This window comes from Neisseria uirgultaei, assembly GCF_962719845.1.
Taxonomy (GTDB): Bacteria; Pseudomonadota; Gammaproteobacteria; order Burkholderiales; family Neisseriaceae; genus Neisseria; species Neisseria bergeri.
The window spans coordinates 196,499-217,448 of sequence record NZ_CAUIYF010000001.1 but is presented as its reverse complement, the minus strand read 5'-3'; the positions used below and the strand labels follow the sequence as shown (position 1 = coordinate 217,448).

The window sequence follows — 20,950 nt, the reverse complement described above, 5'->3', positions numbered from 1 at the left end:
GCCCGATTCGGCAACACACGACAGAATCAGGAAAATGACCATGAATGCAATGCCCCAAACCGCCGCACAAAACGAAACCCTGCACACTTGCAGCATTATTGTCGATGATGCGCAGGATTTTTCCCTCATACTTCTCGATGCAGGGCGGGACGGCACACTCATCAGCGAATCGATGATTCCGCAAATCCGCACCGTTGCCGCCCTGATAGCCGCCGAACGGCACGATTTCAGCCGCAGCAGCCCCGCCGAGTTTACCGATGCCGCCGATTTTTTTGCCGCACGGATTCTCGTATTGGGCGTGCGCTGCTTCCATCTGGACGTATCGCTGCTGCAAGTATTGAAAACCGCCAACAGCCGCGCCCGCCGCTTTGCCGAAAAACACCGCCTGTTTTTCATACCCGCACAAGCCGAATTGAGCCTGAACAAACACAAAAACCGCCGCCTGCTGACCGTAGAAACCGAACACGAAGTCGAAAACAAAGGCAACCCCGTCGCCAACAGCCTCGCATTTGTCCGCAAACTGCACCCCCTGCCCCTGTAAACATCACGATTTGCCGGCAGAATGCTTGCCAAAATTCCCGACGGCGATACAATAAAACCGATTTTCCACCCGAACAGGACACACATGAAAAAAATCATCGCCTCCGCGCTTATCGCAACATTCTCACTCGCCGCCTGCCAAGACGACACGCAGGCGCGGCTCGAACGGCAGCAGAAACAGATTGAAGCCCTGCAACAGCAGCTCGCACAGCAGGCAGACGATACGGTTTACCAACTGACTCCCGAAGCAGTCAAAGACACCATTCCTGCCGAAGCACAGGCAAACGGCAATAACGGTCAGCCCGTTACCGGCAAAGACGGGCAGCAGTATATTTACGACCAATCGACAGGAAGCTGGCTGCTGCAAAGCCTGGTCGGCGCGGCGGCAGGCGCGTTTATCGGCAACGCGTTGGCAAACAAATTCACACGGGCGGGCAACCAAGACAGCTCCGTCGCCCGGCGTGCGCGTGCCGCCTACCATCAGTCCGCACGCCCCAATGCGCGCACCAGCAGGGATTTGAACACGCGCAGCCTCCGTGCAGAACAACAGGCGGCGCAGGCGCAGCGTTACCGCCCGACAACGCGCCCGCCCGCCAATTACCGCCGCCCCGCTATGCGCGGTTTCGGCAGGAGGCGGTAAACCCGTCGCGCCATGCCGTCTGAAGGGCTTTCAGACGGCATTTTTGCATTTGTTAGGGGGCGTTATGTTGCCGTTTGATTTTCAGACGGCATCATATCGAACCGTCAGGCCGTAGGGCGAGCATTCTTGCCGACCGATGCAAGGGCGGGATTTGGCGGGCGGGAATGCCCACCCTGCATCTGAACCTTTCCGCGTCATTCCCGCGTAGGAAGGAATCTAGGTATTTGAATTTACATAAATTTCAATCGTTACCAAAGCGGAAAAGGGTTTTTATTGCAGCCTAATCCTTTGGGTATCAAAGCCGGGCGGTGCTGAAACATTATAGTGGATTAACAAAAACCAGTACGGCGTTGCCTCGCCTTAGCTCAAAGAGAACGATTCTCTAAGGTGCTGAAGCATCAAGTGAATCGGTTCCGTACTATTTGTACTGTCTGCGGCTTCGTCGCCTTGTCCTGATTTTTGTTAATCCACTATACAAAAATGCCGTCTGAAACCCGAAATCGGTTTTAGACGGCATTGGTTTATGCGGCAGGTTGGGGCTTAGCGGTCTTTGTAACGGCGTTCGCTTTTGCCGGCAAAAGAATCGCCGGATTTGCGTTTGCCTTTGAAGCCTTCGCCGGTTTTTTTGAAACTATCTTTCTTAAAGCCCTCTTTCTTGAAACCTTCGCCGCGCGTTTTGTCGCCGAAGCCTTCTTTGCTCGGTCTATGATCGCCGCGCCAGCCGCCGGATTTCCTATCGCCCCAGCCGCCTTTGCCTTTCGGCTTGCCGCTTGCGGATTTGCGCTTGCGGGTTGGTTCCATGCCTTCGATGGTCAGCTCAGGCAATTTGCGGCCGATGTATTTTTCGATTTTGTGGACTTTGACGTATTCGTTCACTTCGGCAAACGTAATCGCAATACCGGTACGGCCTGCGCGACCGGTACGGCCGATGCGGTGAACGTAGTCTTCCGCTTGTTTCGGCAGGTCGTAGTTGATGACGTGGGTAATGGTCGGTACGTCGATACCGCGGGCGGCAACGTCGGTGGCAACCAAAATTTTGCAGCGGCCTTTGCGCAAATCCATCAGCGTGCGGTTGCGCCAGCCTTGCGGCATATCGCCGTGTAGGCAGTTTGCGGCGAAACCTTTTTCGTACAATTCATCCGCAATGACTTCGGTCATGGCTTTGGTGGACGTGAAAATCACGCATTGGTCGATGTTGGCATCGCGCAAGATGTGGTCGAGCAGGCGGTTTTTGTGGCGCATATCGTCGCAGTACAGCAGCTGCTCTTCGATTTTGCCTTGGTCGTCCACGCGTTCGACTTCGATGACTTCAGGGTCTTTGGTCAGTTTGCGCGCCAGTTTGCCGACTGCGCCGTCCCAAGTGGCGGAGAACAATAAAGTCTGACGGTCGGCCGGGGTGGCTTCGACGATGGTTTCGATGTCGTCGATAAAGCCCATGTCCAACATGCGGTCGGCTTCGTCCAGAATCAGCACTTCTAAGCGGGTGAAATCGACTTTGCCGCTTTGCATCAAGTCCATCAGACGGCCCGGTGTGGCGACAATCAGGTCAACCGGTTTGCTCAGGGCGCGGGTTTGGTAGCCGAACGATGCACCGCCGACGATGCTGACGGTGCGGAACCAACGCATATTTTTGGCGTACGCCAGCGCGTTTTTCTCGACTTGCGCCGCCAATTCGCGGGTCGGCGTCAATACCAAAGCGCGCGGGCCTTTGCCCGGTTTTTCGCTGCGTTTGGTCAGCCGCTGCAACGTCGGCAGCAGGAAGGCGGCGGTTTTGCCGGAGCCGGTTTGCGCCGAAGCCATAATGTCGCGGCCTTCCAAAGCAAACGGAATCGCCTGCGCCTGAATCGGCGTCGGGCTTTCGTAACCCTCGCTGCGCACGGCGGACAAAATGTTTTTATCGAGGTTCAAATCGGCAAATTTAATAGACATAGCTATCCTAAAGAGACAACAACGCGCACGTCTGAACAGTTTTCAGACGACCTGAAGCAAAGGAAAGTAACGATACGGAAAATGTGAAGTTACAGGGTTGTCGCAAGCGGCTCGCTTGTGGTTTACATCGACGGCAACCTGCACAGATACGCTTTGCAAAATCAAAGCAACAAAAGAAACGCGCCCGGAAGGGCGGTTTAGGTTGGAAGGCGATGGCTTCGTATGACAAGATAAGCGGCTGATGGTATAGGGTTTGCCCGAAACGGTCAAGCAATCGGGCGTTAATTACAGTAAAATTGCCGTTTTCCACTTTATTCCGCCTGAAATCAATGACCGACATCACACCGTTTGCCAACCGCTTGGGCAAAAACATCAAACACCTTATGAAATGGGCGAAACGCAACGGCATCGAAGCCTGGCGCATTTACGACCGCGACATCCCCCAATTCCCCTTTGCCGTCGATGTTTACGGCGACCAAATCCACCTTCAGGAATACGATACCGGCTGGCTGATGCAGCCCGAAGAATACGATGCATGGCTTGCCGAAGTATTGGAAGCCGTCGCCTTCGTTACCGGTTTTGCGCCCGAACAAATCCACCTCAAACGCCGCGAACGCCAAAAAGGCCTGCAACAATACGAGAAAACCGGCAAAACCGGCGACGATTTCGTCATCACCGAAAACGGCCGCAAGTTTTGGGTCAACCTCGACAAATACCTCGACACCGGCCTCTTTCTCGACCACCGCAACACGCGCAAAAAAGTCGGCGAAACCGCAGCGGGCAAACGCTTCCTAAACCTGTTTTCCTACACCGGCAGCTTCACCGTCTATGCAGCCACCGGCGGCGCGGTATCCAGCGAAACCGTCGATTTATCCAACACTTATCTCGAGTGGGTGAAACGCAATTTCGAACTCAACGGCATCGATACGGAACGGCACAAAATCGTCCGCGCCGACGTGTTCCAATATCTTCAGACGGCATATGGGGAAGGCAAACAGTTCGACCTCATCGTTATGGACCCGCCCAGTTTTTCCAACAGCAAGAAAATGTTCGATATCCTCGACATTCAGCGCGACCACAAAAAGCTGATTGACGGCGCGGTGAAGCTGCTCGCTTCAGACGGCATTTTGTATTTCTCCAACAACTTGCGCAGCTTCGTTTTGGACGATTCGGTATCAGAACAATACGCCGTCAAAGACATTTCCAAACAATCCGTTCCCGAAGATTTCCGCAACAAAAAAATCCATCGGTGCTGGGAAATCCGCCACAAATCTTAAGGGTGCGAAAAAGCCGCCGGAATCTTCCGGCGGCTTTTTTCCATATTGCCGTTAGGCGATGGAAGCCTCAACAAAGGCAGTCAGCTGACCTTTTGCCAATGCGCCGACTTTGGTGGCGACGACTTCGCCGTTTTTGAATACCATCAGGGTCGGAATACCGCGTACGCCGAAACGGGACGGGGTGACTTCGTTGTCGTCGATATTGAGTTTGACCACTTTCAGACGGCCTTCGAATTCGGCGGCGATATCGTCCAAAATAGGGGCAATCATTTTGCAGGGGCCGCACCAAGGAGCCCAAAAGTCCAGCAGGACGGGGGTATCTGCATTTAAAACGTCTTTTTCAAAAGCGGCATCGCTGGTGTGTACAATCAATTCGCTGCTCATCAAATTTTCCTTTTAGGTTTGGATTAGTGGGATAGTGTGCAGAATAGGGCTTGAACGTAAAAATTTCAAGGGGGATGTTCGGATAATAGTTTTTTTGTACCGCTCCCATCGTCTTTACAAATTCAGCCGACGGCACGGGTCGAATTATTTTTCTGAAAATTACTTTTATTATCAAAATGTAATAAATATAGTGGATTAACAAAAACCAGTACGGCGTTACCTCGCCTTAGCTCAAAGAGAACGATTCTCTAAGGTGCTGAAGCACCAAGTGAATCGGTTCCGTACTATTTGTACTGTCTGCGGCTTCGTCGCCTTGTCCTGATTTTTGTTAATCCACCATACGTTTGAGGCTGTACAGAAGCGCGCGGGCGGTGTATGCTTTGTTTAAATAGATTCTTAAAATATGAATGTTAAAAATAACCCCTAAAACCCTATAAAAGGAACCCTGCCATGACTGATTTTTCCGTTTGGGAAACCGCTCCCTTTGGTGCGACTGTCGATCATATCCTGCAACGCTACCACAATGTACACCGTGCACAATTTGAAGAATTGGTGCCGCTGGCGCAAAAAGTGGCCCAAGTCCATGCCGATACCTTTCCGGCGGAAATTGCCGAGCTGCTTGCCTATATGCAGAACGAGCTGCTGATGCATCTGATGAAAGAGGAAAGGATGCTGTTTCCGATGATTAATCAGGGTGTCGGTCGGGGTGCGGCGATGCCCATCAGCGTGATGATGCACGAACATGAAGAACACGACCGCGCCATCGCACGGCTCAAAGAGCTGACCAATGATTTCCACGCGCCCGAAGGAGCCTGCGGAAGCTGGACACGGCTTTACGCCTTGGCCAAAGAAATGGTGGAGGATTTGAATGACCACATTCATTTGGAAAACGATATTCTGTTTGCCCGCGTACTTGATTCTTAAGGGATAGGAGTCGGATATTTCCATGCCGTCTGAAATACGGTTTTCCGTTTCAGACGGCATTTTCATGTTTCAGCCCAGCAATTCGGGCGGAATGCGGCACACGGGAATTGGGTTGATTTTGTGCTGCATGGCGCGGTGAAGCCGCGTATAGATTTCCAGAACTTCGCGCCGCCGACCTTCAAAATCTTCGGGTTTGCGCGTGCCGTACACGCCCATTGCCCACTCCAGTTCGGGATAGCTTGCGCCCATTTGTTCCTCGTCGGTGCGTTCCGTATCCCACAGGCCGTCGGTCGGCGGGGCTTTTTGAATCGCCTCGTCCACGCCCAATGCTTCGGCAAGTCGGTAAACCTGCGTTTTGGTCAGGTCGGCAATCGGGCTGATGTCCACGCCGCCGTCGCCGTATTTGGTAAAAAAGCCCACGCCGAAATCTTCGATTTTATTGCCCGTCCCCGTAACCAGCAGCCCGTGCACCTGCCCGTAGTAGTAGAGTGTCAGCATACGCAGGCGGCTTCTGGCGTTGGCGAGCGAAAGCGGCTGATTGGCAAATGCCGTCTGATGAACGCCGACGGTTTGCTCAAAGGTCTGGAACGTGTCGGTCAAATCGGCCGTTTGTGCGCTTATATTGGCATATTGCCCTTGCAGGTTGCGGATGTGCCGCCTTGCCCGCTCAAGCTGGTCGGGGTGTTGGCGTATCGGCATATCCAAAAGCAGCGTGGGGCGACCGGTGCGGGCGGCGAGCGTGGAGACGACGGCGGAATCGATACCGCCGGAAACGCCCACGACAAACCCTTTTGCATTTGCCTGAGCGGCGTATTCGTCCAACCATCGGACAATATGTGTGATAACTGCCTGCGTATCCATTTTTCCTCCTGTTGAAAATATCCGCATCATAGCCTGCCGGCGGTGCAATTTGAATAGATTGCGGGCGGGTTGATGAATATTTTTCCCATTCCCCGCTTAAAAAAGTCATACGGGAAAAGGCGGGCGGCAAGATGGCGCGTGTTATAATATTGTTGACAATTTAGGCGGCCCAATGCCGCCTTGGGCTTCAAAACACATTCATATTTTTTATTATTTGATTGATTCGATGTCTGATTTTTTTCATTCTGCCGTGTTGTCCGTTTCCGAGTTGAACGCATTTGCCAAAAGTATTTTGGAAAACCACCTTGCCGGTTTGTGGATTGCGGGCGAAGTGTCCAACCTGACCCGCGCCGCCAGCGGACATTATTATTTCTCGCTCAAAGACAGCCGCGCGCAGGTGCGTTGCGCGATGTTCAAGGGTGCGGCGGCGCGTTTGGCGAAGCCTTTGAAAGAAGGCGACCATATCGAAGTGGCGGGGAAAATCAGCATTTACGAGGCACGGGGCGAATTTCAAATTACCGTAAACGAAGTACGGCTCAAAGGTTTGGGGCAGCTTTACGAAGCCTATGAGCGGTTGAAGGCGCAGTTGCAGGCGGAAGGCGCGTTTGCAGCGGAACGCAAGAAACCTTTGCCCGTCCGGCCGCAATGTATCGGTATCGTAACCAGTTTGGCGGCGGCGGCATTGCGCGATGTCGTTACCACCTTAAACCGCCGCGCGCCCGAAATCCCCGTTATCGTTTATCCGACGCCCGTACAAGGCACAGGCAGCGAATTGCAAATTGCCCAAGCGATTAAAACCGCTTCGCAACGCGCCGAATGCGATGTGTTGATTGTCTGTCGCGGCGGCGGCAGCATTGAAGACTTGTGGGCGTTTAATGAAGAGCCGGTCGTGCGCGCAATCGAAGCCTGCACGATTCCCGTCGTCAGCGGCGTGGGACACGAAACTGATTTCACGCTCGCCGATTTCGTCGCCGACGTGCGCGCGCCCACGCCGACCGGCGCGGCAGAATTGGTCAGCCCCAACCGCCAAGAATCGCTGCAACGTCTCGCCCAAGCCCAAGGCCGTCTGAAAACCGTTTTGGAACAACGCTATTTCGATGCCAGCCAAAAACTCGACTGGCTCGCGCGGCAAATCCGCCACCCGCGCCAAAAACTTGATGAGCAGCGCGCTTCAATCGGCAAGCTGGCGCAAACCCTGTCCTACTCGATGACGCAAAACCTCCGCGCCCACACCGCCCGTTTTGAACGCCAAACCCAAGCCCTGCAACATTACCGTCCTGATGTTTCCATTTACAAACACAACATCGTCCGCCTTCAGACGGCATTGCCCGTCGCCTTCAGCCAGCTGCTCGCCCGCCGCCGCCAAAGTCTGGCTGCCCAAGCCGCATTGCTCGAAGCCGTTTCGCCGCAGCACATTCTGGAGCGCGGCTTTTCCGTCGTCAAAAACACACGCGGACAAGTCATCCGCAACGCCGATGTTTTGAAGCAGGGGCAGAAGCTGCACATTACTTTCGCTGACGGCGAAACCGACGTGCGCGTAAGCAAAGAACAAGGGCAGCAGGATTTGTTCGATTGCATTTAAACCCAATCGGAAACAGTTCCCCTGCCGCCGTCATTCCCGCGAAAGCGGGAATCCGGAAGGGAAAAGTGGTGGGAATGTATTAGAAATGACTGAAACTCAAAAAACCGGATTCCCGCCTACGCGGGAATGACGAGTCAGAAGTTACTCGAAAAAAAAAATGAAATCGAACGAAGTGGATGGATTCCCGCCTACGCGGGAATGACGAGTCAGAAGTTACTCGAAAAAAAAAAATGAAATCGAACGAAGTGGATGGATTCCCGCCTGCGCGGGAATGACGATTGATACGTTTCGATAATTTATTGAAGATGGCTGAAATTCAAAGTTACAGAAATTTATAAACAAAAAACAGCAACCCGCCGCCGTCATTCCCACGAAAGCGGGAATCCAGTCCCTTGACCTTAAGATAATCCTTAATTTGTCATTCCCGCAAAAGCGGAAATCCGGAAGCGAAAAGCCGCAGGAATTTATCGGAAAAAACAGAAACCTTTCCGTACGCCAAAAATGTTTCAGACGGGGCATCTTGGGGCGGATAAAAACCCGACCCGATATTTTTTTATAATTTTCAATAAGTTTTCATTGAGCAAATGAAATTTTATTTTTCAACTGACAGAAAGAGGATGTTATGAAGTTTTTAGACCGTGAGGCAAGTATTGCCAAGCCGGGTTTCAACCGTTGGCTCGTACCGCCCGCAGCATTGGCGGTGCACCTTGCCATCGGGCAGATTTACGCCTATTCCGTATTCAACGCGCCGCTGACCAAACTTATCGGCATAACCGAATCGGCGGCCGGAGATTGGAAGCTGACGACCGTAGGTTGGATTTTCAGTATCGCACTTGCGATGCTGGGCGCGTCGGCCGCCCTGTTCGGTACGTGGATGGAACGGGTAGGGCCGCGCAAAGCCATATTTGCCGCCGCATGCTGCTTCAGCTTGGGCTTCTTCGTATCCGCATTCGGCGTGAGTACGCATAACCTCTTCCTGCTTTATTTGGGCAACGGCGTCATCGGCGGCGTAGGCTTGGGTTTGGGCTATATCGGGCCGGTTTCCACACTGATGAAATGGTTTCCCGACAAGCCGGGTATGGCGACTGGTTTGGCGATTATGGGTTTCGGCGGCGGCGCAATGCTGGCCTCGCCGCTTTCCGTATCACTGATGAATGCCTTCTCAAACGCCGCTTCGGTCGGGGTTGCCGAAACCTTCGCCGTATTGGGCCTGCTTTACCTCGCACTGATGATGTTCGGCGCGTTTACCATCCGCGTACCTGCCGACGGCTGGAAACCTGAAGGCTATACCGCGCCGAAAACGCAAAACAAGCTGGTCAGCAGCAATCATGTCAACGTGTCCCAAGCCATGAAAACGCCGCAGTTTTGGCTGTTGTTCTGGGTATTGTGCCTGAACGTAACAGCCGGCATCGGCGTATTGGGTCAGGCATCCGTGATGATTCAAGAACTCTTTTCCGAAACCTCGGCAGGCAGGCAGGCGGCAGTCGGCGCAGGTGCGGCGGCAGGCTTCGTCAGCCTCCTGAGCCTGTTTAATATGGGCGGACGCTTTTTATGGTCGAGCGTTTCCGACAAAATCGGACGCAAAAACACCTACACCATCTTCTTCGTACTCGGTTCGCTGCTGTATTTCGCCGTTCCCTCCATCGGCGAGGGCGGCAGTAAAACCCTGTTCATCATTGGCTTCTGCGTGATTATTTCCATGTACGGCGGCGGATTTGCCGCCATTCCCGCCTACCTGAAAGACCTGTTCGGCACCTATCAGGTCGGTGCGATTCACGGGCGCATCCTGCTGGCCTGGTCAACCGCCGCCGTTATCGGCCCGGTACTGGTCAATTACATACGCCAAAGCCAAATCGACAGCGGCATACCGGCGGCACAGGCATACAGCGTAACCATGTACATTATGGCGGGCTTGCTGATTATCGGTTTGTTGTGCAACCTCGCCGTCAAATCCGTACACGAAAAACACCACGAAAAAGACATCAAGGCAGCCGCACGCAGCGGTAACCCCGACGACGAAACCGCCATATCCGACGCTTACCTTGTGGGCGAAAAAGTTTCCGGCGGCGGCATATCGGTCTGGTGGCGTTGGGCATTGGCCGTCATACCGCTCGCCTACGGCGTGGTGATGGTCTTTGTCAAAGCACTCGACCTTTTCTCCTGAAAACGCCCGAATAAAATGCCGTCTGAAACAGTAGATGTTTCAGACGGCATTTTGTTTCAGGTCGGGTTGTCTTGGTTGGGAAGGGAATGTGCCGTGTTGTCGGTGATGCCGTCCGCGTTTTGGCTTTCTTGGGGGATTTGGGGTTTGAGGAGACGGAACAGTGCTTGTCGGACGGCGGTTTCGATGCGCTTGCGTACGGATAGGAGGATGAGGAAAATTAGGATGAATAGGGCGGTAAAGATGAAGAGGCCGTACAGATAGCTGCCCAGCAGTTGTCCGATAAGCAGGGAAAGGCTGAGCAAGGCGAGGATAAGGGTGAAAATGTCGGTCAGTCCGGCAGTCAGCCAAAACAGTATGGTCGCGGCCCGTTCGGCGGTTTTGCGGGCAAGTGCTTCCTGTTTTTCGTGAACCATGCCGGTAAGGGGGTTGACGGCGTAGGTTTTGATTTTGTGTTTGAGGTAGTCGAACACGGGGCATCCTCGGGATTATGGGGACATTCCCCAAAGAAATACGGAAAGGATACTAATTATGATATTTGGATGTAAGAAATTTTTTGCTATTGAAGTAACCAAGCTACCAATAAAATCCTATTATTCCACAATACCATTGAGAATTTGGATAAATTCTATACCGCTAGGAACATTTAATGATGAGACCTATATTCCCGTATTTATAGCCCGCCTTGAGCGATGTTTATCGAATCAAATTAGATTACCGGAAGATATTATTAATTCCAATACCAATAGGAAATTTTATTATCTAATCAATGATGAGACCACTAGTGAATATATTGTAGGGCTTGGGGATTCATTTGATGATTATCAAATGTATTATTTTAATAATAAAAATCGTGTTTCATTTTTATGGAAATTACGTGAAAATACATTTTCAAATTATAGCTATGAATACGATTGCAACGATTTATTTGAGTTTGAATTAGAGAAGAAGATAATTGAAAATAGTATACTAATTTTTAAGGAAGCTATCGATAATAATATTAAATATAATATTGTGAAAATAAATGAATGATTTTTAATAATTTTTTAATATAGGCTAAGACTATGGTAGAAAAATTTCACAGTATGCCGTCTGAAGGTGTGGCGTTTCAGACGGCATTTTTACTTTCAGGCTTTTTTGCGGCGGCGTTCTCCCGGCAGTAGCATGTCCGCCCATTTGATGATGTTGGCGACTTCGGCGGGGTTGAGTTCGTAGAACTGTCCGCGTTTGAGGCGGTTGGGCAGTCCGATGGGGCCGAAGCCGACGCGCACAAGGCGGCTGACGGTGAGTCCTTGGCTTTCGAATATGCGGCGCACTTCGCGGTTGCGGCCTTCTTTAATCACGACGTTGTACCATTTGTTCGCGCCTTCGCCGCCTTGTTCGCGGATGCGTTCGACTTTTGCCAAGCCGTCTTCGAGCATCACGCCTTCTTCGGTGAGGACGCGCATTTGTTCGCCGGTCAGCCCACCCAAGACGCGCACGGCGTATTCGCGTTCGACTTCGAAGCTGGGGTGGGCGAAACGTTGGACGAGTTCGCCGGAGGTGGTCAGGATGAGCAGACCGCTGGTGTTGATGTCCAAGCGTCCGATGGCGACCCAGCGGCTGCTGGCGGCCTGCGGCAGGCGGTCGAATATGCTGACGCGGCCTTGCGGGTCGTCACGGGAAACGATTTCGCCTTCTTGTTTGTAATACAGGATGATGCGCGGCAGGCGATCCGCCCATTTGAGTTTGATGATGCTGCCTTTGACGGTAACGTGGTCGTCGGGGGTAACTTTGTCGCCCAGTTGCGCGGTTTTGCCGTTGACCGTTACCCAGCCGTTGGTAATCCATTCTTCCATTTCGCGGCGCGAGCCGACGCCGGACGCGGCAAGCACTTTTTGCAGGCGTTCGGGTTCCATACGCGACAGGTCGCTGCGGCGTTCTTTCAAATCGCGCGCGTGTTCCATAATTTTTTGGTTGGGATTGCGGACGACGAGTTTTTTGGCTTTGGCGGCGCGCTGTTTGGGGGCGTGTTGCGGCTTGATGCCGTCTGAAGCTTTTTGTCCGTAAGGTTGGGATGCGGTTTTGCCCGTTTCGCCTTTGGGACGGGCTTTGCTTTTGAACGGTTTGGCGGTTTTTTTGGCAGACGGGGCTGCGCCGTCGCGCCATTGGCGTTTGCTGGTGGGTTGCTTGGACATCATTTTTCCTAACTCGCCTGATAAGGCGGTTCTTCTGCGGCGTGTGCGGCAGGACGGGTTGATAAAATGCCGCCCTCGGTCGGACGGTTCGATATTGTACCTGATGCGGCGGTTTTGCGGATGAAATCGTCGCTGTGGCTTTGGGGACAAAGTTTGTGCAACGGTTGAAATCGGTTTGTGTGCGGGAGTAGAATCTTTCAAATGATAAGAGGAGCGGTAAATGGATTTGCACAATATTCGGGAAGATTACAGCAAACGGGAATTGTCGGAAGGCGATTGCGCCGATAATCCGATCGAGCAGTTCGAGCGGTGGTTGGACGAGGCAGTACGCGCACAGGTCAACGAGCCGACGGCGGTCAATGTGGCGGCGGTCGATGGACGCGGCAGACCCAACAGCCGTATGGTGCTGCTGAAGGAAGTTAATTCTGAAGGTTTTGTTTTCTTTACGAATTATCACAGTCGCAAGGGGCGTTCGCTGGATGCCCGTCCGTTTGCGGCGATGACGTTTTTTTGGCCGGAGCTGGAGCGTCAGGTGCGCGTGGAAGGGCGTGTTGAAAGGCTGGCGGAGAAGCTGTCGGACGAATATTTTGAGAGCCGCCCGTATCAGAGCCGTTTGGGTGCGTGGGCAAGCGAGCAGAGCGAGGTGATTCCGAACAAGGCGGTTTTAGTGGCAAAGGCGGCGGCGGTCGGACTCAAACATCCTTTGCATGTGCCGCGTCCGCCGCATTGGGGCGGCTATATTGTGATTCCCGATTTGATCGAGTTTTGGCAGGGCAGGCCGAGCAGGCTGCACGACCGCATCCAATACCGTTTGCTGGATGGCGGCTGGATACGCGAGCGGCTGTCGCCTTGAACAGGAAAAAACATATGCCGTCTGAAAACCGGAATCGGGTTTCAGACGGCATTTTTTCACGGGGAAAATACGGACGGGAAGTTTTTTGTGTTCCGAACGGAAAGCCCGAATCTTCTTTATACCGGGGAATTATGATGCGGACGGCGTGAATGCGTCGGAGAAAAACAAGTTTTCCGGCAGCTTATGCTGTTGCACAAACAGATTCTTTGCTTGTTCGGTCATAGCCGGAGAGCCGCAGGCAAATACTTCGTATTCCGACAGGTCGGGGTGGTCTTGTGCCGCGATGTCTTGTACGTGGCCTTTTCTTCCTTGCCAGCCCTCTCCGGGGCGGGACAATACGGGGGTGAAGCAGGCGTTTTTCAGACGGCATGCCAACCTTTGTGCTTCTTCGAGGGCATACAAATCATCCTGATGACGCGCGCCCCAGTAGAAATGGACGGCGCGGCTGCTGTCTTGGCGGATAAGGTCGAGCAGGATGCTGCGGATGGGGGCGTAGCCTGTGCCGGTTGCCAGCAGGATGACGGGCTTGCCGCTGTCTTCCTGCAAGGTAAACGAACCGAGCGGACCTTTAACGCGGACGATGCCTTTTTCTTTGACTTTGGGTTCGCTGCCGAAAATCATTTCCGAGCAGACACCGTTTTCGCGCCTGCGGATGTGCAGTTCCAAAATGCCTTCTTGGTCGGGCGGATTGGCGATGGAGTAGCTGCGGCTGACGTTGCCCGGCAGTAGTAAATCAATGTATTGCCCGGCGTAGAAGGCAAACGGCGGGGCTTTGGGCAGGGCAAGTTTCAGGAGGGCGACATCGTGTTTGAAAACAATGCTTTCGATGCGTGCGGGCAGGGTGCGGACGGGTAGGGCATCGGCTTTGTAGCCGGGGATGTTGATGCTGATGTCGCTTTGCGCGGTGGTGCAGCACATCAAAATCTTGCCTTGGGCTTTTTCTGCTTCGGATAAAGCCTGTTCCGAGTGTTCGCCCATTTGAATATCGCCGCTCACCAGTTCGGCTTTGCATTGCCCGCAGGCACCGCTTTTGCAGGAATGGGGCAGATTGAGGTTTTGACGGGCGGCAGCGGCCAAAACGGTTTCGCCTTCGTTGGCGGCAAAGGTGGTTTGGTCGGGCAGGGTAATGGTGTGGTTCATATTGTTTTTTATGCTGTTTTAATGTGTGGTCAGACTGTGAAAAACTGTGAAAATGCCGTCTGAACGTCGGATTTGGGTTTCAGACGGCATCTTGCTTGTCAGGCAAGTTTGGCTTTAATCAGCTCTTGAACCTGCGCGGGATTGGCTTTGCCTTTGCTGGCCTTCATCACTTGCCCCACAATCGCATTCAGGGCTTTTTCGTTGCCGGATTTGAATTGTTCCACGGCTTTGGCGTTGTTGGCCAGCACTTCATCCACCATGGCTTCAACCGCGCCGGTATCGGTCATTTGCTGCAAGCCGTGTTTTTCGATGATTTCGGTAATGGTGGCTTCGGGTTCCGCCCACATGGCTTCAAAGGCTTTTTTCGCCAACTTGCTGCTTAATGTGCCGTCGGCGATTTTGCCTACCAGCGCGGCGAGGCGCGGGGCGGTAATCGGGCTGTCGGCAAGTTCCATGCCTTCTTTGTTCAGCGTAGCGGCAAGTTCGCCGTTCATCCAGTTAGCAGTCAGCTTGCCCTGTCCGCTTTCTTTGGCGGCTTCTTCAAAATAGGCGGCCTGTGCGCGGCTTGTGGTCAGCAGGCGCGCGTCGTATTCGGACACGCCGTAATCCGCCACGAAACGCGCCGCCATTTCTTTCGGCAGTTCGGGCATTTCTGCTTTGGCTTTTTGCAACCGGTCGTCTGAAATGATAACGGGCAGCAAATCCGGGTCGGGGAAGTAGCGGTAGTCGTGCGCGTCTTCTTTCAAACGCATCACGCGGGTTTCGCCTTTTTCAGGATCGAACAGCATCGTTGCTTGCTGGACTGTGCCTCCGTCTTCCAAAATCTCGATTTGCGCTTCCACTTCGTAATTAATCGCCTGCTCCAAGAAACGGAAGGAGTTGAGGTTTTTAATCTCGCGGCGCGTGCCGAACTCTGCTTGACCTTTCGGGCGAACGGATACGTTGGCATCGACGCGGAACGAACCTTCCGCCATATTGCCGTCGCAAATGTCCAGCCAGGTTACCAAGCTGTGTAAGGCTTTGGCGTAGGCAACGGCTTCGGCGGCGGAGCGCATTTCGGGTTCGGATACCACTTCCAACAGCGGCGTGCCGGCGCGGTTCAGGTCGATGCCGGTCGCGCCGTTCAAGCCCTCGTGTACGGATTTGCCTGCGTCTTCTTCCATGTGGGCGCGGGTTACGTTGATGATTTTCACATCGTCGTCGACCACGATTTCCAATTTGCCGTGTTCGACAATCGGCAAATCCAACTGGCTGATTTGATAGCCTTTCGGCAAGTCGGGATAGAAGTAGTTTTTGCGGTCGAACACGTTTTTCCGGTTGATTTTTGCATCCAAGGCCAAACCCAATTTGATGGCTTTTTCAACGACTTCGCGGTTCATTACCGGAAGCACGCCCGGCAGCGCGCATTCCACCACGCTGGCGTGCGCGTTGGGCTCTGCGCCGAATGCGGTCGATGCGCCGCTGAAGATTTTGGATTTGGTGTTCAATTGGACGTGGATTTCCAAGCCGATTACGGTTTCCCAGGTCATAGGAGGTTCTTTCTCTAAAATATCAATTCGATAGTCTTCGCGTCAGGCTGTCCGGCGGAGCGGTTTTTCCGTTTGGATGCCGTCTGAAATGCCGCGTGCTTCCGTTTTCAGACTGTCCTTCATCTCTGCAACCATGTTGTCCAGCATTTCATAACGCTTGCGGTACATCGAGCGTTTTTTGCTTTCGATGTCGGCAAGGTCTTTGCGGGCGGGGGTTTGGGGGAGATGCCAGTAGCCGTCCCGTTCCAAACTTGCGCCGTATTCCTGCCAGAATGCGTCGTAATTCATTTTGACGCGCTTTTTAAGTTTCCAGCGTAATTTGACTTGATGTTTTTGTGCAATGCCTATCGCGCCGTCTAATTTTAATGCGGCGGCGAAATATTGCAGTGCGGTTACCATCAGTTGTTGGGGACGCAAGCCGTGAAGTTGTTTGGTTATGCGGCGGACGGTGTCTTTGGCTTCTTCACCCGCAGGCCCTTGTACGGAGGCTGTCAGCAGGTGCGTGCCGACAAAGGCGAAGGTCGCCATATACAGCCGGTTGCCTGCTTCATCGCGCAAAGATAAAGACCACGCGCCTTCTTCGACGCAGTTGTCGTTGCGGTTGAGCCACAAGCTGATGCCGTCTGAAAGGTGCGCCAAGACCAGATGGAAGCGGTAGTCTTCCATTTGGTGCAGAATGTCTGTGCCGAACAGTTTTTCCGCCATGAGAAAATCTGCCGTCATCGCATCTAAACGGCGTTTGCAGTTAAAACGCCTGTCAACAAATTCGCGCAGCAGCGGATAGGCATTTTGCGGGCAGTGGAGGAACAGCCCCTGACGGATAGGGGAGGCGTTGACAAACTGCTCGAAGGCGTAAATTTCTTTTTTCCCGAAAAATTTTCGCAATGTGTATTTTAAATGTTGCAGCCGATATAAAGGAGCATAGCTGTAAACGGTGCGAAAATCGGGGAAGGTAAAGGTGCGGTTCTGCTTCATTCGGGTCGTTTGCCGTGCCAATCGCTGTTGAGTTGGATTTGATGCGCCGCACCGAGGATTTTGGCTTCGGCGAAGTAGTTGCCGATAAGCTGTACACCGACGGGCAGTCCGCCGCCGCTGAAGCCTGCGGGCAGGGTCAATGCGGGCAGTCCGGCGAGGTTGACGGCGATGGTGTAAATGTCGCTCAAGTAGGTTTCAACCGGCGAAGCATCCGCTCCGATTTTGGGTGCGGCGGAGGGTGCGGTCGGCGCGAGGATGAGGTCGCATCGTGCAAATGCCGTCTGAAAATCATCGGCAACGAGGCGGCGCAGTTTTTGGGCTTTGAGATAATAGGCATCGTAGTAGCCGTGCGACAGTACATAAGTACCGATCATGATGCGGCGTTTAACTTCGCTGCCGAAACCTTCGGCGCGGGTTTTGCCGTACATCTCTTCCAAATCGCTGAATTGGGCGGCACGGTGTCCGTAACGCACGCCGTCGTAACGTGAAAGGTTGGTGCTGGCTTCTGCGGAGGCGAGGACGTAGTAGGCCGGAATGGACAGCTTGGTTTGCGGCAGGGAAACTTCAATCAATTCCGCGCCTTGGGCTTTCAGCAAATCAATGGTGTTTTGCAATGCCGTCAGAACATCGGCGCTGTTGCCTTCGCCGAAATATTCTTTGGGCAGGCCGATTTTCAAACCTTTGAGCGGTTGGTTCAAATCGCGGGTGTAGTCTTCTTTTTCGCGCTCGAGGCTGGTGGAGTCTTTGGGGTCGAAACCTGCCATCGCGTTTAACAGAATCGCGCAGTCTTCGGCAGTTTGCGCCATCGGGCCGGCTTGATCGAAGCTGGAGGCGTAGGCGACCATACCGAAGCGGGAAACCGTGCCGTAGGTAGGTTTGATACCGGTGATACCGCAGTGCGATGCGGGTTGGCGGATAGAGCCGCCGGTGTCCGAACCGAGCGCGGCAGGGGCGAGGCGCGCGGCAACGACGACAGCCGAACCGCCGGAAGAGCCGCCGGGGACGTGTTCGTGATTCCACGGGTTTTTGGCCGCGCCGTAGAATGAGTTTTCATTGGTCGAACCCATAGCGAACTCGTCCATATTGGTGCGACCAAGCGTTACCATACCTTCGTCGAGCAGGTTTTGGACGACGGTGGCGGTGTAGGGGGAGATGAAGTTGTCGAGCATTTTGGAAGCGCACGCGCTACGCCAGCCGGTTTGGCAGAAAATATCTTTGTAGGCGACGGGGACGCCGGTAAGCGCGGAGGCGTTGCCTTGTGCGATGCGTTCATCGGCGGCACGGGCTTCTGCGAGGGTTTTATCTTGGTCGATGGTAATGTAGCCGTTGAGGGCGGGATTTTTTTCGGCGATGGCGGCAAGGTATGCGCTTGCCAGTTCGACGGCGGAAATCTGTTTGGACTGCAACAGGACGCTTGCCTGTTTCAATGTGTATTGGGTCATAAATCTTCCATCCTTAAAGGGCTTCGGGCGGTATTGCTGATGCCGTCTGAAGCGTATTCGGATTATTCTTCAATAACTTGCGGTACGATGTACAGGCGGTTGCGTACTTCCGGCGCAACGGCTTGGTATTCGGCGGCGCGGTCGGTTTCGGTTACTTCGTCTTCGCGCAGGCGCAGGGCGGCCTCGTGCGGGTGCGCCATCGGTTCGATGCCGTCTGTGTTGATGTTCTGCATCTGTTCGACCATAGAGAAGATGTCGTTTAATTCTTGAAGCGATTTTTCTTTTTCTTCCGCAGTCAGGTGCAGTCGGGAGAGTCGGGCGATTTTGTCTACGTCGGCAAGTGTCAGTGCCATGAAAAGCATCCTTGTCTGATGGTAAAGATACCGTCGTTCGGGTATGATGGGGCGTATTGCTTGAATTTTTAATTATAACGGAAAAATCCGTTGCGGCGGCAATTTGCAGCATCGGATGCCTGCCGCACGGGTTTGAAGGAGGGGAAATAATGGGATTGGGTATGGAAATCGGCAAGCTGATTGTGGCTTTTTTGGTGCTGATCAATCCGTTTAGCGCGTTGTCGCTTTACCTTGACCTGACCAACGGGCACAGTACGAAGGAGCGCAGGAAGGTCGCGCGGACGGCTGCCGTCGCCGTGTTTGCCGTGATTGCGGTATTTGCGCTGATCGGCGGTGCGCTGTTGAAGGTTTTGGGCATCAGCGTCGGTTCGTTTCAGGTCGGCGGCGGGATTTTGGTGCTGCTGATCGCCATTTCGATGATGAACGGCAACGACAATCCCGCCAAACAGAATCTCGGCGCGCAGCCGGAAACGGGGCAGGCGCGCCCCGCCCGCAATGCCGGGGCGATTGCCGTCGTGCCCATCGCCATACCGATCACCATCGGCCCGGGCGGTATTTCGACCGTGATTATTTACGCTTCGGCGGCTAAAACATACGGCGACATCGCGCTGATTATCGCAGCCGGTTTGGTGGTCAGTGCGATTTGTTATGCCATTTTAATCGTTGCTGGGAAGGTCAGCCGCCTGCTGGGCACGACGGGGCTGACGATTTTAAACCGCATTATGGGTATGATGCTGGCGGCGGTATCGGTGGAGATTATTGTGTCGGGACTGAAAACGATATTCCCGCAACTGGCAGGTTGATTCGATGTTTCACAGTGTCAATGTATTTACGGGCGAAACGCTTTACCGCCGCCCAGCTCAAGATTATGCGGAGTTTGAACGGCGGCTGGCGGATTTGAAAATACGCGGCAGGGCGTTCGCGCAATTGGGCGTAACCGATCGTGCCGCACGTCTGCAAAAATTTGCCGGCCGTTTGGAGGCGGAGAAAGGGCGTTTTGCGGAAATGGTGTGCGAAGAAGTCGGACGCTGCCTGCACGAATGCCGCGCGGAAATCGTCAAGTCTATCGAACTGATACGCTATTACGCCCGCCTCGCCCCCGAACTGCTTGCCCACAAAACCATTGCGACGCAGGCGAGTTTGAGTCAGGTGCGCTTCGAGCCTTTGGGCATCGTATTTGCCGTCATGCCTTGGAACTATCCCGTCTGGCAGGTATTGCGTTTCGCCGTTCCTGCCATGTGTGCGGGTAACGCGTGCGCCGTCAAACCTGCACCCAGCGTGGCACGCGTCAGTCAGGCGTTGTTCGATTTGGCTTCAGACGGCATTCCTTTGGCAGGCGCGTGGCTGGATGAGGCGGACACGCTCAAAGCCATCGAACACACCGATGCGATGGCGTTTACCGGTTCGACGTACACGGGGCGCATCCTTGCGGCACACGCGGGCGCAAACCTCAAGAAAACCGTGTTGGAGCTCGGCGGCAGCAATGCCTTTATCGTGATGCCCGATGCCGATTTGGAACGCGCCGCCGCAGAAGCCTGCTATTCCCGTTTCCGCGATGCGGGGCAATCGTGCAACGCCGCCAAACGCATCATCGTAACTGAAGCCGCAGCCGACCGCTTTATTCCGCTGTTTCTTGCCGAATGCGCCAAATTGAAAATGGGCGACCCCAAACATCCCGATACCACGCTTGCACCGCTGCACCGAGAAGATTTGCGGAACCGGGTTCACGGGCAGGTTGAAGATGCCGTTTCAAACGGCGCGGTATGCCTGATCGGGGGCAAAATCCCGCCGGGGTCGGGGTGGTTTTACCCTGCGACGGTTTTAGACAGGGTAAATCCCGACTGCCGGGTTTGGTATGAAGAAGTATTCGGCCCCGTCGCTCTGATTTTGCGTGCGGCAAACGAAGAACATGCCATCGCGCTTGCCAATGATTCCCCGTTCGGGCTCGGAGCCTGCATTTATACCGCCGATACTGAACGCGCCTGGCGGTTTGCCGAAAAAATACAGGCGGGATCAGTATTCATCAACCGCCATACCAGCAGCGATTTGCGCCTGCCTTTCGGCGGAGTCAAAGATTCCGGTTACGGGCGCGAACTGTCCGAATTCGGGCTGTACGAGTTCGTCAACGTTAAAACCTACTGGCAGAAATAAACAAACCCCGTGCCGCTTCAGACGGCATCGGG

General features: G+C 53.8%; 21 protein-coding genes. 10 read left to right on the top strand and 11 right to left on the bottom strand.

Features of this window, described 5'->3' with window-relative positions; all coding sequences use genetic code 11:
* Window positions 1-40: 40 nt before the first annotated feature.
* Together Q9J32_RS01080 and Q9J32_RS01075 are read left to right on the top strand one after the other, a co-directional pair.
* Window positions 41-541, top strand: a complete 501-nt coding sequence (locus tag Q9J32_RS01080) for a hypothetical protein (protein ID WP_301884784.1) — start codon at window positions 41-43, stop codon at window positions 539-541.
* A gap of 84 nt (window positions 542-625) precedes the next feature.
* Window positions 626-1,180, top strand: a complete 555-nt coding sequence (locus Q9J32_RS01075; RefSeq protein WP_301884780.1) for a hypothetical protein — start codon at window positions 626-628, stop codon at window positions 1,178-1,180.
* Between the two features lie 540 nt (window positions 1,181-1,720).
* On the opposite strand, the gene Q9J32_RS01070 is transcribed toward Q9J32_RS01075, so the two are convergent.
* Window positions 1,721-3,109, bottom strand: a complete 1,389-nt coding sequence (locus Q9J32_RS01070) for a DEAD/DEAH box helicase (RefSeq protein ID WP_301884777.1) — start codon at window positions 3,107-3,109, stop codon at window positions 1,721-1,723.
* 329 nt (window positions 3,110-3,438) lie between these two features.
* Here Q9J32_RS01070 and Q9J32_RS01065 point away from each other — a divergent pair, with 329 nt between their 5' ends.
* Entirely contained in the window at window positions 3,439-4,386 is a 948-nt protein-coding gene (locus tag Q9J32_RS01065; protein ID WP_301884775.1) for a class I SAM-dependent methyltransferase, read from the top strand.
* 51 nt (window positions 4,387-4,437) lie between these two features.
* Here Q9J32_RS01065 and trxA read toward each other — a convergent pair whose 3' ends face one another.
* Entirely contained in the window at window positions 4,438-4,770 is a 333-nt protein-coding gene (gene trxA / locus Q9J32_RS01060; RefSeq protein WP_111726785.1) for a thioredoxin TrxA, read from the bottom strand.
* A gap of 450 nt (window positions 4,771-5,220) precedes the next feature.
* On the opposite strand from trxA, the gene dnrN reads away from it, so the two are divergent.
* Window positions 5,221-5,694, top strand: a complete 474-nt coding sequence (gene dnrN, locus Q9J32_RS01055; protein ID WP_301884771.1) for an iron-sulfur cluster repair protein DnrN — start codon at window positions 5,221-5,223, stop codon at window positions 5,692-5,694.
* A gap of 69 nt (window positions 5,695-5,763) precedes the next feature.
* Here the strand turns inward: dnrN and nadE are convergent, their stop codons facing one another.
* A complete protein-coding gene (nadE, locus tag Q9J32_RS01050) occupies window positions 5,764-6,585 on the bottom strand; it encodes an NAD(+) synthase (protein ID WP_301884768.1) in 822 nt (273 codons plus the stop codon).
* A gap of 196 nt (window positions 6,586-6,781) precedes the next feature.
* On the opposite strand from nadE, the gene xseA reads away from it, so the two are divergent.
* The gene (gene xseA / locus Q9J32_RS01045; RefSeq protein ID WP_301884766.1) at window positions 6,782-8,137 is read left to right on the top strand and encodes an exodeoxyribonuclease VII large subunit; all 1,356 of its coding nucleotides are present in this window, start codon (window positions 6,782-6,784) and stop codon (window positions 8,135-8,137) included.
* Window positions 8,138-8,759: 622 nt separating this feature from the next.
* The gene (locus Q9J32_RS01040) at window positions 8,760-10,301 is read left to right on the top strand and encodes an L-lactate MFS transporter (protein ID WP_301884764.1); all 1,542 of its coding nucleotides are present in this window, start codon (window positions 8,760-8,762) and stop codon (window positions 10,299-10,301) included.
* Between the two features lie 56 nt (window positions 10,302-10,357).
* Here Q9J32_RS01040 and Q9J32_RS01035 read toward each other — a convergent pair whose 3' ends face one another.
* The gene (locus Q9J32_RS01035) at window positions 10,358-10,771 is read right to left on the bottom strand and encodes a hypothetical protein (RefSeq protein ID WP_025457732.1); all 414 of its coding nucleotides are present in this window, start codon (window positions 10,769-10,771) and stop codon (window positions 10,358-10,360) included.
* 58 nt (window positions 10,772-10,829) lie between these two features.
* On the opposite strand from Q9J32_RS01035, the gene Q9J32_RS01030 reads away from it, so the two are divergent.
* Window positions 10,830-11,330 carry an Imm42 family immunity protein gene (locus tag Q9J32_RS01030; RefSeq protein WP_025457731.1) on the top strand — a complete coding sequence of 167 codons (501 nt, stop codon included), beginning with the start codon at window positions 10,830-10,832 and terminating at the stop codon, window positions 11,328-11,330.
* A 95-nt stretch (window positions 11,331-11,425) separates the two neighbouring features.
* Here the strand turns inward: Q9J32_RS01030 and Q9J32_RS01025 are convergent, their stop codons facing one another.
* A complete protein-coding gene (locus Q9J32_RS01025) occupies window positions 11,426-12,475 on the bottom strand; it encodes a pseudouridine synthase (protein WP_301884760.1) in 1,050 nt (349 codons plus the stop codon).
* An 8-nt stretch (window positions 12,476-12,483) separates the two neighbouring features.
* Window positions 12,484-12,636 (bottom strand): hypothetical protein, encoded by a 153-nt coding sequence (locus tag Q9J32_RS01020; protein WP_301884757.1) that lies wholly within the window; start codon window positions 12,634-12,636, stop codon window positions 12,484-12,486.
* Between the two features lie 59 nt (window positions 12,637-12,695).
* Here Q9J32_RS01020 and pdxH point away from each other — a divergent pair, with 59 nt between their 5' ends.
* Window positions 12,696-13,328 carry a pyridoxamine 5'-phosphate oxidase gene (pdxH, locus tag Q9J32_RS01015; RefSeq protein ID WP_301884754.1) on the top strand — a complete coding sequence of 211 codons (633 nt, stop codon included), beginning with the start codon at window positions 12,696-12,698 and terminating at the stop codon, window positions 13,326-13,328.
* Window positions 13,329-13,457: 129 nt separating this feature from the next.
* Here the strand turns inward: pdxH and Q9J32_RS01010 are convergent, their stop codons facing one another.
* From Q9J32_RS01010 to gatC, 5 genes are all read right to left on the bottom strand, one after another.
* A complete protein-coding gene (locus Q9J32_RS01010; protein ID WP_301884751.1) occupies window positions 13,458-14,468 on the bottom strand; it encodes a 2Fe-2S iron-sulfur cluster-binding protein in 1,011 nt (336 codons plus the stop codon).
* A gap of 98 nt (window positions 14,469-14,566) precedes the next feature.
* The gene (gene gatB / locus Q9J32_RS01005; RefSeq protein WP_301884749.1) at window positions 14,567-15,997 is read right to left on the bottom strand and encodes an Asp-tRNA(Asn)/Glu-tRNA(Gln) amidotransferase subunit GatB; all 1,431 of its coding nucleotides are present in this window, start codon (window positions 15,995-15,997) and stop codon (window positions 14,567-14,569) included.
* Between the two features lie 42 nt (window positions 15,998-16,039).
* Window positions 16,040-16,972 carry a VirK/YbjX family protein gene (locus tag Q9J32_RS01000; protein WP_124214208.1) on the bottom strand — a complete coding sequence of 311 codons (933 nt, stop codon included), beginning with the start codon at window positions 16,970-16,972 and terminating at the stop codon, window positions 16,040-16,042.
* Window positions 16,969-18,414, bottom strand: a complete 1,446-nt coding sequence (gatA, locus tag Q9J32_RS00995) for an Asp-tRNA(Asn)/Glu-tRNA(Gln) amidotransferase subunit GatA (RefSeq protein ID WP_301884742.1) — start codon at window positions 18,412-18,414, stop codon at window positions 16,969-16,971. The genes Q9J32_RS01000 and gatA overlap by 4 nt, the downstream gene beginning before the upstream one ends.
* A 62-nt stretch (window positions 18,415-18,476) precedes the next feature.
* The gene (gatC, locus tag Q9J32_RS00990) at window positions 18,477-18,767 is read right to left on the bottom strand and encodes an Asp-tRNA(Asn)/Glu-tRNA(Gln) amidotransferase subunit GatC (RefSeq protein ID WP_301884740.1); all 291 of its coding nucleotides are present in this window, start codon (window positions 18,765-18,767) and stop codon (window positions 18,477-18,479) included.
* A 149-nt stretch (window positions 18,768-18,916) separates the two neighbouring features.
* Here gatC and Q9J32_RS00985 point away from each other — a divergent pair, with 149 nt between their 5' ends.
* A complete protein-coding gene (locus tag Q9J32_RS00985) occupies window positions 18,917-19,570 on the top strand; it encodes a MarC family protein (protein WP_107819002.1) in 654 nt (217 codons plus the stop codon).
* Window positions 19,571-19,574: 4 nt separating this feature from the next.
* Window positions 19,575-20,918, top strand: coding sequence for an aldehyde dehydrogenase family protein (locus Q9J32_RS00980; RefSeq protein WP_301884737.1), 1,344 nt, complete (start codon window positions 19,575-19,577; stop codon window positions 20,916-20,918).
* Window positions 20,919-20,950: the final 32 nt, after the last annotated feature.

What these genes read in the sequence shown, in the direction of transcription:
- Q9J32_RS01070 (WP_301884777.1), bottom strand. Translation starts at nt 3,109, where the DNA reads ATGTCTATTAAATTTGCCGATTTGAACCTCGATAAAAACATTTTGTCC.
- gatB (WP_301884749.1), bottom strand. Translation starts at nt 15,997, where the DNA reads ATGACCTGGGAAACCGTAATCGGCTTGGAAATCCACGTCCAATTGAAC.
- Q9J32_RS00980 (WP_301884737.1), top strand. Translation starts at nt 19,575, where the DNA reads ATGTTTCACAGTGTCAATGTATTTACGGGCGAAACGCTTTACCGCCGC.
- Q9J32_RS01030 (WP_025457731.1), top strand. Translation starts at nt 10,830, where the DNA reads ATGATATTTGGATGTAAGAAATTTTTTGCTATTGAAGTAACCAAGCTA.
- nadE (WP_301884768.1), bottom strand. Translation starts at nt 6,585, where the DNA reads ATGATGCGGATATTTTCAACAGGAGGAAAAATGGATACGCAGGCAGTT.
- Q9J32_RS00985 (WP_107819002.1), top strand. Translation starts at nt 18,917, where the DNA reads ATGGGATTGGGTATGGAAATCGGCAAGCTGATTGTGGCTTTTTTGGTG.
- Q9J32_RS01010 (WP_301884751.1), bottom strand. Translation starts at nt 14,468, where the DNA reads ATGAACCACACCATTACCCTGCCCGACCAAACCACCTTTGCCGCCAAC.
- Q9J32_RS01080 (WP_301884784.1), top strand. Translation starts at nt 41, where the DNA reads ATGAATGCAATGCCCCAAACCGCCGCACAAAACGAAACCCTGCACACT.
- Q9J32_RS01000 (WP_124214208.1), bottom strand. Translation starts at nt 16,972, where the DNA reads ATGAAGCAGAACCGCACCTTTACCTTCCCCGATTTTCGCACCGTTTAC.
- Q9J32_RS01025 (WP_301884760.1), bottom strand. Translation starts at nt 12,475, where the DNA reads ATGTCCAAGCAACCCACCAGCAAACGCCAATGGCGCGACGGCGCAGCC.
- Q9J32_RS01065 (WP_301884775.1), top strand. Translation starts at nt 3,439, where the DNA reads ATGACCGACATCACACCGTTTGCCAACCGCTTGGGCAAAAACATCAAA.
- gatC (WP_301884740.1), bottom strand. Translation starts at nt 18,767, where the DNA reads ATGGCACTGACACTTGCCGACGTAGACAAAATCGCCCGACTCTCCCGA.
- trxA (WP_111726785.1), bottom strand. Translation starts at nt 4,770, where the DNA reads ATGAGCAGCGAATTGATTGTACACACCAGCGATGCCGCTTTTGAAAAA.
- Q9J32_RS01040 (WP_301884764.1), top strand. Translation starts at nt 8,760, where the DNA reads ATGAAGTTTTTAGACCGTGAGGCAAGTATTGCCAAGCCGGGTTTCAAC.
- pdxH (WP_301884754.1), top strand. Translation starts at nt 12,696, where the DNA reads ATGGATTTGCACAATATTCGGGAAGATTACAGCAAACGGGAATTGTCG.
- gatA (WP_301884742.1), bottom strand. Translation starts at nt 18,414, where the DNA reads ATGACCCAATACACATTGAAACAGGCAAGCGTCCTGTTGCAGTCCAAA.
- dnrN (WP_301884771.1), top strand. Translation starts at nt 5,221, where the DNA reads ATGACTGATTTTTCCGTTTGGGAAACCGCTCCCTTTGGTGCGACTGTC.
- Q9J32_RS01075 (WP_301884780.1), top strand. Translation starts at nt 626, where the DNA reads ATGAAAAAAATCATCGCCTCCGCGCTTATCGCAACATTCTCACTCGCC.
- xseA (WP_301884766.1), top strand. Translation starts at nt 6,782, where the DNA reads ATGTCTGATTTTTTTCATTCTGCCGTGTTGTCCGTTTCCGAGTTGAAC.